The sequence below is a fragment of the Streptomyces sp. 8K308 genome, assembly GCF_004348315.1.
GTDB lineage: Bacteria > Actinomycetota > Actinomycetes > Streptomycetales > Streptomycetaceae > Streptomyces.
Window position 1 is genome coordinate 1 of the sequence record NZ_SMKC01000251.1, and the last position, 10,906, is coordinate 10,906.

Genomic DNA, 10,906 nt, shown 5'->3' on the forward strand with positions numbered 1-10,906 from the left:
CCAACACGGCCACAGACCAACACGGCCACAGACCAACACGGCCACAGACCAACACGGCCACAGACCAACACGGCCACAGACCAACACGGCCACAGACCAACACGGCCGCAGACCAACACGGCCGCAGACCAACACGGCCGCAGGGGCCCGACGAGCGGCGAAGCCGCCGTCAGGGCCCCTGCGAGCCGGCCGCGCGCCAGCGCGAGCGGCGCGGACGCTACTCCGTCGCGATCGCGTTGAGGATGTTCATGCGGCCGGCGCGGAAGGCCGGCACCAAGGCGGCGAGGAGGCCGACGATCGCCGAGCCGACGAAGACGGTGATCAGCGTGGACCACGGGATCTCCAGGACCCGCATGCCCTCCAGCGCCATCAGCTGCTGGCCCGCCGCACCCCAGGCCAGGCCGAGGACCAGGCCGAGGAGCGCGCCGAAGAGGGCGATGACGACCGACTCGAGGCGGATCATCCGCCGCAGCTGCCGCCGCGACAGGCCGATCGCCCGCATCAGGCCGATCTCGCGGGTGCGCTCCACCACCGACAGGGCCAGCGTGTTGATCACGCCGAGCACCGCCACGATGATCGCCAGCGCCAGTAGCCCGTAGACCATGTTGAGCAACTGCCCAACTTGGTCCTGGATCAGCTCCTTGTACTCGGCCTGGTCGCGGACCTCCATCTGCGGGTAGGGCTCCATGGCGGCGTCCAGCGCGGCACGCGCCGCGTCCTGCTGGCCCTCGGCCGCCGCGGCGAAGAGCAGCGAGGGCAGCGGCATGGCCGCCTCGTCCGGCACGCTGGCGCGGAGGGTCTCGAGGCCGAGGTTCCAGGTGCCGGTCGTCGCCGCCTCCTCCTGGGAGAGGATCGCCCGCACCGTGACAGTGACCGTGCCGCCGCCGTCGAAGGTCACCGGCAGCTCGTCGCCGAGCGCGATGCCGTACTCCTCGGCGTCCTCGTCGCCCACGGAGATGCCGCCCGGCTGGAACGCCTCGCCGAGGTCACCCTCGACCACGTCCATGGCGATGTCCTGCTCGTAGGTGGCGTCGGCGGCGCTCAGCGTCACCTCGACGTCCTCACCGTTGGGCATGGCGACATCGGTCTCCACGTTGCTGACCTCGGTGACGTGGTCGAGCTCCGGCACCGCCCGCACCGCCGCCGTGGCGTCCGGCTGGATCCGCCCGAAGGTGGTGGCACTGATGATGTAGTCGGCGCCCAGCGACTCGTCTATCTCCTCGGTGGCCGAGGCGACCATCGAGGAGCCGACCACCGAAAGGCCGGCGACCAGCGCGAGGCCGATCATCAGGGCGGAGGCGGTGGCGCCGGTGCGGCGCGGGTTGCGCAGGGCGTTGCGCTCGGCGAGCCGGCCGACCGGGCCGAAGCCGCGCAGCAGCACCGCGCTCAGGCCGCGCACCACCAGACCCACCAGGGCCGGGCCGACGAGGATCAGGCCGACGAGGCTGAGCACCACGCCGAGGGCGAGGAAGCCGGCGCCGTCCGCCGCCGAGTCGACGGTGGCGGTGCCGGCCAGGGCGGCGAGGCCCAGGACGGTGAACGCCACGCCGATCCCGGCCCTGATCCGGCCGGCCCGCACGTCGCCCGGCATGCCGGCGTCGCGCAGCGCCGCCATCGGGCTGATCTTCCCGGCCCTGCGGGCGGGGATGTAGGCGGCGAGCAGGGTGACGACGATGCCGAGCACGATGCCGATGACCGGCACGGTGGCCTCGATCGTCAGGTCCTCGGTGCTGAGGTTCATGCCGAGGGCACTCATCAGGGCCATCAGGCCCACGGCTATGCCGATGCCGACGCCGAAGCCGACGACCGAGCCGATGAGGCCGAGCAGCAGCGCCTCGATGAGCACCGAGCGGTTGACCTGGCGGCGGCTCGAGCCGATGGCCCGCATCAGGCCGATCTCGCGGGTGCGCTGGGCGACCAGCATCGAGAAGGTGTTGACGATCAGGAAGATCCCGACCAGCAGCGCGAGGCCGGCGAAGCCGAGCAGCACGTACTCGAGGATGGACAGGACCTCGCCAAGCGCGTCGCGGTTCTCCTCGATGTACTCGTCGGCGGTCTGGAGCTTGTAGGTGTCCGCGCCGACGACGGAGGCGACGGCCGCCTTGAGGTCGTCGTCGCTGATGGCGCCGGTGGAGTCGACGTAGACGGTGGTGAACCCGTCCTGGCCGCCGAGCAGGTACTCCTGGGCGGTCGGCAGGTCGAGGTAGAAGACGGCGGCGCCGGGGTTGGTGACGGTGAACTCGACGATGCCGGTCACCGTGGTCGGGTAGTCGCCGACGGCGGTGATCAGGCGGATCTGGTCGCCGACGGCGATGCCCTTGTCGTCCGCGGTGTCCGCGTCGACCATCACCTCGCCGGGTCCTGACGGCGCCTGGCCCTCGGAGATCTCCGAGGTGCGGAGCTCGACGTCGGACCAGTTGGTGACGATCGTCGGGGCGCCGGTGGTGGAGCCGAGGTTCTCGTTGTCGGCGTCGACGGCGACGGCGGTGGTGGCGGCCACGTTGCCGGTGACCTCCGCAACGCCGTCGACCGAGGAGATCTCGTCGACCACCGAGGCCGGCACGGTGTCGGGGATGCCGTTGGCCGGGCCGGTGTCCTCGACGGCGCTAACCTCGTCGTCGTCCTCGGGCGGCGCGATCATGACGTTCGAGGCGGACTGGGCGAAGAGCTTGTCGAAGGTGGTGTTCATGGTGGCCGTGAACACCAGCGTGCCGCAGACGAACGCCACCGAGAGCACCACGGCCATCCCGGACAGGGCCATCCGGCCCTTGTGCGAGAAGAAGCTGCGCAGCGAGGTCTTGAGGACGGTCACGACGTCCGTCCCTGGGCCTCGAAGCCACGCATGCGGTCCAGCACCCGGTCGGCCGTCGGCTCGCGCATCTCGTCGACGATGCGGCCGTCGGCGAGGAAGACGATGCGGTCGGCGTAGGCGGCTGCGACCGGGTCGTGGGTGACCATGACGATGGTCTGGCCGAGGTCGTCGACGGAGCGGCGGAGGAAGCCGAGGACTTCGGCGCCGGCGCGGGAGTCGAGGTTGCCGGTGGGTTCGTCGCCGAAGATGATCTCGGGTCGGGCGGCGAGCGCGCGGGCGACGGCGACGCGCTGTTGCTGGCCGCCGGAGAGCTGGTTGGGGCGGTGCTTGAGGCGGTCGGCGAGGCCGACGGTGGCGACCACGCGCTCCAGCCACTCCTTGTCGGGCTTGCGGCCGGCTATGTCCATCGGCAGCGTGATGTTCTCGATGGCGTTGAGCGTGGGCAGCAGGTTGAACGCCTGGAAGATGAAGCCGATGTGGTCCCGGCGCAGCCGGGTGAGCTTCTTGTCCTTCAGCCCGGTGATCTCCGTCGACCCGAGCCAGATCCGCCCACCCGTCACCGTGTCCAGACCGGCCAGACAGTGCATCAACGTCGACTTACCCGAACCCGAAGGCCCCATGATCGCCGTGAAGCCGCCGCGCTCCACGTCGATCGAGACGTTGTCCAGGGCGACGACCCGCGTCTCCCCTGAACCGTAGGACTTGACCACGCCCTCCGCGCGCGCGGCCACGGCCGAGTGCCCTCCGCTGCCCCCGGTCGTCGGATCCACCACAGCCGTTGTCACTTTCGTCTCCTTTTGTGAATCTTGTGGACCTTGTGGATCCCATGGAGCTCATGGAGCTCATGGAGCTCATGGAGCTCATGGAGCTCATGGAGCTCATGGATTCCATAGGTCCTCTCGGAACCCTGCTCGATTCCCCCGCAGCAGCCTAGGCACCCTCGGCCGACCCCCGCGTCGCCCCTGAGGACGACCCGGGGGTCGGAGAAAGTCGTGGCTTCCCCTAGGGGGACCCGACGAAGGGTGGTGCCTCCCGTAGGGGAAAGGTCAAGTCGGTCCGAGACGAGCCCGCCGTCCGGGCGGCGGGTGTGGACGACGATGACCTAGTGTTCGCCGCTTGGTCTGCATAAGATCGAGCAGCCACCGACCGACCGGATCATCAGCACACGGGAGTGCTCAGTGAAGCGTCGCCGTACGTCCGCGCTGTCCGTATCCGCCGCCGTCGCGCTGCTCGCCGCCACCCCGCTGCTGACCGGCTGCTCGACCGACGCCCACCCGGGCGACGCGGCCGTCGTCGGCGACCGGAGCATCTCGCTGGCCACCGTCCAGGCGCGGGTCGACGCCGTGCGCGACGCGCAGCGCGACCAGCCCAACGCCGACGAGCTGATCGCCACCACCGCCGCGCTGACCCAGCAGACCGTCAACTCCCTGGTGTACATGGAGATCCTGGAGCAGGCCGCCGCCGACGCCGGCGTCGAGGTCACCCGCCGCCAGGTGCAGGACGAGCGGGCCAACGTCGTCGCCAACCTCGGCGGCGAGGAACAGCTCCGGCAGGCCGCGCTGATGCCGCAGGGCGGCGTCCCGCTGGCCGGCGACGACCAGATCGACGACACGATCCGCAGCCAGCTGCTGTTCCAGGGCCTGGCCCAGCGGATCGGCGCCGACCTCGACCCCAACGGCCAGCAGATGCTCATCGACGAGCTGACCGCCACCGCGGAGCGGGTCGGCGTGGACATCAACCCGCGGTTCGGTGAGTGGGACGCCCGCCAGGTCATGCTGGTCGAGGCGGACGAGCCGTGGCTGCGCTCCGGCGAGCAGGCGGACGAGCTGCCCGTCATCGACCCCGCGTAGCGGGGCGCGGCGGCCGTTACGCTCGACGGCGTGACGACCGACGTGCGCGGCCCGGGCCGCATCGTGCTGTTGACCACCACCCACCGGGTCGCCCCCGGCCTGCTGTCCTGGCCGGCGTGGCAGGAGCTGCGCGCCGCCGACCAGGTGCTGTGCCGGGACGCCGGGCACCCGCAGCTGCCCTACCTCAAGGACGCCGGCGTCACGGTCGAGACGAGGGACCCGCGCGCCGCCGAACTCGTGGCGGCCTGCGCGGGCGGCCGCTCCGTGGTGGTGCTCGCCTCGGCCGACGGCGAGCCGCGGCTCACCGAGGAGCTGGCGACGCTCGCCGGCTCCGGCCGCGCCACCGCCCTGCCGTCCCTCGAACTGCTGCCCGGCTCCTACGACCTGCCGGGGGCGCGACTGCTGGACCTGGTCCAGGTGATGGACCGCATCCGCGCCGAGTGCCCGTGGGCGTCGTCGCAGACCAGCGCCGAGATCGCCAGGTACGGCATCGAGGAGGTCTACGAGCTGGTCGAGGCCATCGAGGCGGGCGACACCGCGGAGATCCGGGAGGAGCTCGGCGACGTGCTCCTCCAGGTGATCTTCCACGCCAGAATCGCCGCGGAGGACCCCGAGCGGCCCTTCGACATCGACGACGTGGCGGCCGGCATCGTGGCCAAGCTGGTCCGCCGCCACCCGCATGTCTTCGGCGACGCGCGCGCCGAGACGGCCGAGGACGTCAAGGCGCTGTGGCTGGCCGCCAAGGCCGAGGAGAAGCGGCGCGACTCGGTCACTGACGGCGTGCCGCTGTCCCAGCCGGGCCTCGCGCTGGCCGCGAAGCTCGCCGCGCGGGCCCGCCGCGCCGTCCTCCCGCCCCCACCGGAACCGGCCGGCGCGGACGACTACGGCTACCGCCTGCTGGCCCTGGCCGCCGAGGCGGAAGCGGCCGGCACCGACCCCGAAACCGCCCTCCGGGCTGCCGCCCGCACCTACCGCGACACCCTGCGGTCCGCCGAGCGCGGCGAACGCTGACACGCGGCCCTCCGGGGCGGTGGGCCGCCCTGCGCGGCCTCGCGCCCGCGGCGCGAGCGCGCTGGCGCGCGGCGGGTGCCGGCCGCCGACGCGGAACTCGCCCGCTGTGCGGGCGCGGGCCTCCGGCCCCGAGAGCCCCACTGACGTGACTCAGGCGGCGAAGCCGCGGCCTCGTCGCCGGCCGGGCCCGGTGTCCGCGGGAACGGCGGCGGGCCGCTGGCCGGGGCCCCCGGGGCGCAGCGACGGCCGCTGCGCGGAGCCCAACGGCACGGCGCCTTCCCATCGCGAGAAGCGTGGCCCACGGCGGAGTGCGCCCACCCACCCGCGCGGGGCACCGGTCCTCCGGCGAAGCCTGGAGGTTCCCGAGGCCGCGGAACGAGCCGCCCGGCCGGGCCCGCTCACGCGCCGCGCACGACGCGCGGCCGGCTCGGGGCCGGCCGCCAGCCGGGCCACGGAGCGAAGCGCTGGGCCGTTCGCCGGGCGGCGGCCCGGCAGCGACCGCCGCTGCGCGGCCCCAGCGCGAGGACGCCTCCTCACCGCGCGCAGCGCACGGCACAGCGCACGGTGGTGTGTGCCGGCGCTGAGCCGACGGCACGAGCCCGCGCGGCCAGCGCCGCGCGCTCCGCGCTAGGCCTCCGGCGCGACGAGGCGGTGGGGGCGGGTGCCGGTGAGGAGCGTGTGGAGGCCGGTGAGGACGTCGTGGCCGAGGTACCAGTCGCCCGTGTGATCGACGCAGTAGAGCCGTCCCTCGCGGTCGACCGCGAGGATGGCCGTGCCGCCGCCCTCCGCGCCCAGTGGGCACAGTTCGCTGCCCAGCGCCCGCCCGAGCTCGCCGAGCGTGCGCGCCCAGTGCCGGCCGAGCAGCGGGTCGATCACCACCTGGCAGGCGGCCAGTTCCACGCCCGGCCCGGTCGGTCGGAGCGTGACGGCGCCGAGTTCGGCCCAGGCCTCGAACGCGGCCGGGAAGAGGTGGTGCGGGTGCCCGTGCGGGGAGCGGTGCGCGCTGAGCGCGTCCGCCCACCGCTCGGCCTGCGCCGCGTGCAGCCGGCCCGGCTGCCAGCCCGCCGCGATCAGCGCATCCTCCGCGCTGCCGACGCCCCACGGCTCCCCGCCCGCCGGCGCGTCGTCGACGAGCGGCGCCGCGCTGAAGCTCCGCACCCCGAGCCGCGCGACCAGCACCGCGCAGGACCGGCAGTGCGGCGCGTAACTGCCGTGCTCCGGATCGCCGTCCTCGCGGATGTGTCGGGTGGTGATGCCCGCGTCCCGCAGCGCCTCCCTCGCCTCGGCGAGGTCGGCGACGCCGGTCTGGTGAAGGTGGCGGGAGAGCAACGCCGCCTCGGGGCAGCGCCCCAGGTGCCGTTCGCGCTGGCCGGTGCCGAGCCCGGCGTAGATCTCCTCGACGACCGGGTGCAGCTCCGGCGCCTCGGCGGCGCGCGTCGCGGTCCCGGTCAACGCGCCGGTCTCCGGCAGCGACAGGGCGGCGGCGGTGGTGGGCAGGATGCCGTCGCGGCGGTGCAGCAGCGCGGGCGGCGGCGGTGCCGCGTCGCGCCGGTGTCGGCCGGGCTCGCCCGGCGCCGCGGCGTGAGAATCCGTTGTGGCCTCTCCCCGGCCTGAATGCCTGGGTTTCATTCCCTCGCGGGACTGAGGTTCCTGGTTCATCGGGTCGCGCCACCTCCGGAAGACTCCGGAGCCGGTCTTACCAGCCCTCCGCAGGCGTTTTCGCTCTCCGCCAGCCCGGCGGCGAGCATATTGCGTGCCGCGTTCACGTCCCGGTCGTGGGCAGTGCCGCACATCGGGCACGTCCACGACCGCACGCTCAGCGACATTCTCTGGTTCATGTGAGAACAGCCGGGCGTGGAGCACAGCTTGCTGCTGGGGTACCAGCGGTCCACGAGCAGCAGATGCCGCCCGTACCAGCTGGTCTTGTATCGGAGCATGGATCGAAGTTCGGTCCAGCTCGCGTCGGAGATGGCGCGCGCCAGGCTGTGATTGCCGATCATGTTCCGCACGGCCAGGTCCTCGATGGCCAGGGCTTGGTTCTCGCGTACCAGCCTCGTGGTGACCTTGTGCAGATGGTCCCGGCGCCGGTCGGCGATCCGGGCGTGAATCCGGGCGACCGCCTTCCTCGCCTTGGCCCGGTTGTTCGAGTCCTTCGCCTTTCGGGACAGGCGACGCTGTGCCTTGGCCAGCTTGCGCCGATCGGCACGCTCATGCCTGGGGTTGGCGATCTTCTCCCCCGTGGAGAGCGTGAGGAGGTGTTCCAGACCGACGTCGATCCCGACCACCGCCTCTGCCGAGGCTGGGGCTGTGATCGTCTCCTCCACCAGGATGGAGACGAACCAGCGATCGGCGCTGTCGCAGGAAACCGTAACCGAGGACGGATCGGCGCCTTCCGGCAGACGCCGGTGCCACACGACGTCCAACGGTGCGCTGGTCTTCGCCAGCCTGAGTTGACCGCCCCGGAAGGTGAAGGCGTTGTTCGCGAACGTCGCCGAACGCCGCGACCTCTTCCTCGACTTGAAACGCGGGTACTTGGCACGCTTGGCGAAGAAGTTGGTGAACGCGTTCTGCTGCTGACGCAGTGCCTGCTGGAGTGGGACGTTGGAGACCTCGCGCAGGAACGCCGACTCCTCGTCCCGTTTCCACGCCGTCAGCCACTTCGCCGTCTCGACATACGAGGTGGACTGTCCCTCATCCTTGTACCGGCGTACCCGCTCGGCCAGCGCCCTGTTCCAGACATATCGAACGCAGCCGAACGTGCGGTGCAGCAGCGCCTCCTGCTCGGCATCCGGGTAAAAGCGGTACCTGTACGCCCGCTTGACCATCGGGGACACGTTTAACACAGTAACACTGACCTGTGTTAAACATGTGGCCGGTGCCGGCATCCGCTCATGAGGGACGGCGTTCGCGATTCCGACGCTCGCGATCACCGAGCACGATCGTGCCACCGTCGACGCGACCCCATAGGCTGTGCGCGTACAGCGTGATGAATGCGGCAGGGGACGTTTACGCCATGATGACTGGGCGGCTTGGCCAGCAGGCCACCCCACCGAACCGGGCGTATGCCGGACAGGTGGTGCAGTTTCCCGACCCGGTGCGGGCAGCTCGTTTCCCGCAGGGGATACGGGTGGACGCACAGGGTTACCCCGACTTCTCCCCCTACGCGAGAGCCGCGGCGGAGATCGCCGAGCCGCCGGACGGCTTCGGCGTCGACGAACTGCGCCTCACCGACTACGTCTCGGCCAACGCCGCGCTGCACGCCGCCGGCCACGAGCTGTGGGCCGACCTGCCGCCGGTGGCCACCCCGCACGGCTGGACCTGGCACCACGTCGCGCACTCCCGGCGCCTCGAACTCGTGCCCGTCGAGGTCAAGGCCCTGCTGCGGCACCACGGCGGCCTGGCGACCACCACCGTCGACCAGAGCAAGCGCGGCACCCGCCCGCTCGCCGAGACCCGACCCACGCACTTCCAGGTGCCGCACTCGGTAGCCGTCCCCGAGGAGCGGGTGCGCGCCGCGGAGGAGCGGCTCGGCTACCGGCTGCCGGACGCGTACCGCTCCTTCCTGAAGGCGGCCGGCGGCTGCGCGCCGGTGGGCGTGGCGCTCGACGCGGAGCTGGGGCTCCTCGTCGACCAGCCGTTCTTCACGCTGCGCGAGGAGGCCGCGGTCAACGACGTGGTGTACATCAACAAGTGCCTGCGCGACCACCTCACCAAGGACTACCTGGGCGTGGCCTTCGTGCACGGCGGGATCGTCGCGGTCAAGGTCCGCGGCGAGGACCTGGGGTCCGTCTGGCTCTGCCCCTACGACGACGTGCGGGACCGCGACGGCATGGGCATCGCGCAGCGGGTCACCGAGCTGCTGCTGCCGTGCGGGGCCGACTTCGACGACTTCCTGCTGCGGCTCGCCGGCAACCCGCCGGAGCTCGAGACCGTGGCGAAGCTGATGGTGGACGGCGGATTCGCGCGTGCCGTTCCGGTGGAGGAGTGAGCGGGATGGTGACGTTCGCGCAGGCACAGGAGCGGGCCGACCGTTGGGTGAACGGCGGGCCTGGCGGTGAGCCGCGCCACGAGGTGCGGGTGCGGGAGTTCGACCTGGGCTTCGTGGCCTGGGCGGAGGACGCCAACGGGAACGGGCTCGGTGGCGGCCGCCTGGTGATAGCGCGGGACAGCGGCGACACGACGCTGTGGCCTGCCCTGCCGGTGAGCGAGGTCATCCGGCGGTACGAGGAGGAGTACGGCGGGACGGCGGACCACGAGGAGTCGGCGGTCCCCGAGCCGGAGCGGGCGGATCTGCACGCGACGTCCTTCCTGCTGACGCCGCCGCAGTGGTTGCAGGAGGCGATGGCCTCGGCGGGCGGTGGCGATGGTGGCGGCGAGGCGGCGGCCGTGCCGGCCGCGCCCACCCCGCCGCCGGCGGGCCGCCCCTGGGCCCCGGCGAGCCAGCCGCCTGCGGCGAGCGCCGCGCCACCGGCGGGTTCGGTGGCCTCGAGCGCCGCGTGGGGCGACGGCCCGCCTGCGGCGGAGGCCGAGCGGGCCGCGGCTCCAGCGGGGCCGGGCGCGGCAGCGGCGCCGGCCGGTCCACCACCGCCCGTCAGCGCGCCGCCAGCCTCGGCCGCCGACGAGGCCGACTTCCGGCCGGCCGCACCGGCACCGAGCTGGCCCCCGCCAGCGGCAGGACCGGGCGCGGCCACCGGCGACGGCACACCGCCCGGCGGCGGGTGGGATGCGTCTGACGCCGGACGGCCGGCCGGGCCGCCGCCGGCCTGGTCGGACGTGGACACCTCGGGGAGTCGGCCGTCCCTGTGGGACGGGACCGACACCTCGAACATCGCCGAGGACGACGTGTCCGTGGCGCCCCCAGACACGGTGTTCGCGCCGCCCGTGATCTCGGAGGCCGCGGAGAGTTCCGGGCCGGCGTCCGAGGCGAGGACGGCGATCCTGCCGAAGGGCAGCGCCCTGCCGCCCACCGCGGTTCAGCCGGCATCGGCGTCGCCCCGGCCGCCGGCCGCGCCCCGCGGGGACGTGGCCTCGGCCGACACCGCGAAGGCCGCTCGTCCTGGCGCCGGCGCCGGCGCCGCGCCGCAGCCCGTTCCGCCGCCACCCGCGGCACCCGCCGCCGACGGCGGCGGGGGCGTCAACTACGTGCCGACGCAGGCCGTCTCGCCCGAGATGGTCGCCTCGCTGCGGCGCACCGCGAGCAAGCCAGGTGGCGGCGCGCCGGGCCCCGTTCCCC

The 10,906-nt window shown here is 73.0% G+C and carries 7 protein-coding genes and 1 pseudogene; 4 read left to right on the top strand and 4 right to left on the bottom strand.

From position 1 onward, the window contains the following. Positions 1 to 217: 217 nt before the first annotated feature. The gene (locus tag E1265_RS26585) at positions 218 to 2,812 is read right to left on the bottom strand and encodes an FtsX-like permease family protein (RefSeq protein WP_132933542.1); all 2,595 of its coding nucleotides are present in this window, start codon (positions 2,810 to 2,812) and stop codon (positions 218 to 220) included. Then, entirely contained in the window at positions 2,809 to 3,597 is a 789-nt protein-coding gene (locus tag E1265_RS26590) for an ABC transporter ATP-binding protein (RefSeq protein ID WP_132933543.1), read from the bottom strand. Before E1265_RS26590 ends, E1265_RS26585 begins: the two co-directional genes overlap by 4 nt. Before the next feature lie 393 nt (positions 3,598 to 3,990). Here E1265_RS26590 and E1265_RS26600 point away from each other — a divergent pair, with 393 nt between their 5' ends. Further along, positions 3,991 to 4,662 (top strand): SurA N-terminal domain-containing protein, encoded by a 672-nt coding sequence (locus E1265_RS26600; protein ID WP_132933545.1) that lies wholly within the window; start codon positions 3,991 to 3,993, stop codon positions 4,660 to 4,662. Between the two features lie 30 nt (positions 4,663 to 4,692). Further along, positions 4,693 to 5,673, top strand: coding sequence for a nucleoside triphosphate pyrophosphohydrolase (locus E1265_RS26605; protein ID WP_132933546.1), 981 nt, complete (start codon positions 4,693 to 4,695; stop codon positions 5,671 to 5,673). Between the two features lie 627 nt (positions 5,674 to 6,300). Here the strand turns inward: E1265_RS26605 and E1265_RS40815 are convergent. Then, a complete protein-coding gene (locus tag E1265_RS40815) occupies positions 6,301 to 7,332 on the bottom strand; it encodes an SUKH-3 domain-containing protein (protein ID WP_132933547.1) in 1,032 nt (343 codons plus the stop codon). Further along, complete coding sequence (locus tag E1265_RS26615) at positions 7,329 to 8,498, bottom strand: transposase (protein WP_243741126.1); 1,170 nt, start codon at positions 8,496 to 8,498, stop codon at positions 7,329 to 7,331. Before E1265_RS26615 ends, E1265_RS40815 begins: the two co-directional genes overlap by 4 nt. A gap of 188 nt (positions 8,499 to 8,686) precedes the next feature. Here E1265_RS26615 and E1265_RS26620 point away from each other — a divergent pair, with 188 nt between their 5' ends. Next, a complete protein-coding gene (locus tag E1265_RS26620) occupies positions 8,687 to 9,661 on the top strand; it encodes an SMI1/KNR4 family protein (RefSeq protein WP_132933548.1) in 975 nt (324 codons plus the stop codon). 5 nt (positions 9,662 to 9,666) lie between these two features. Then, a pseudogene (locus E1265_RS37305) lies at positions 9,667 to 10,906 on the top strand (hypothetical protein); the annotation flags it as partial.

Excerpts from the sequence above, each read along its gene's own strand:
- E1265_RS26620 (WP_132933548.1), top strand. The coding sequence starts at position 8,687 with ATGATGACTGGGCGGCTTGGCCAGCAGGCCACCCCACCGAACCGGGCG.
- E1265_RS26615 (WP_243741126.1), bottom strand. The coding sequence starts at position 8,498 with ATGGTCAAGCGGGCGTACAGGTACCGCTTTTACCCGGATGCCGAGCAG.
- E1265_RS40815 (WP_132933547.1), bottom strand. The coding sequence starts at position 7,332 with ATGAACCAGGAACCTCAGTCCCGCGAGGGAATGAAACCCAGGCATTCA.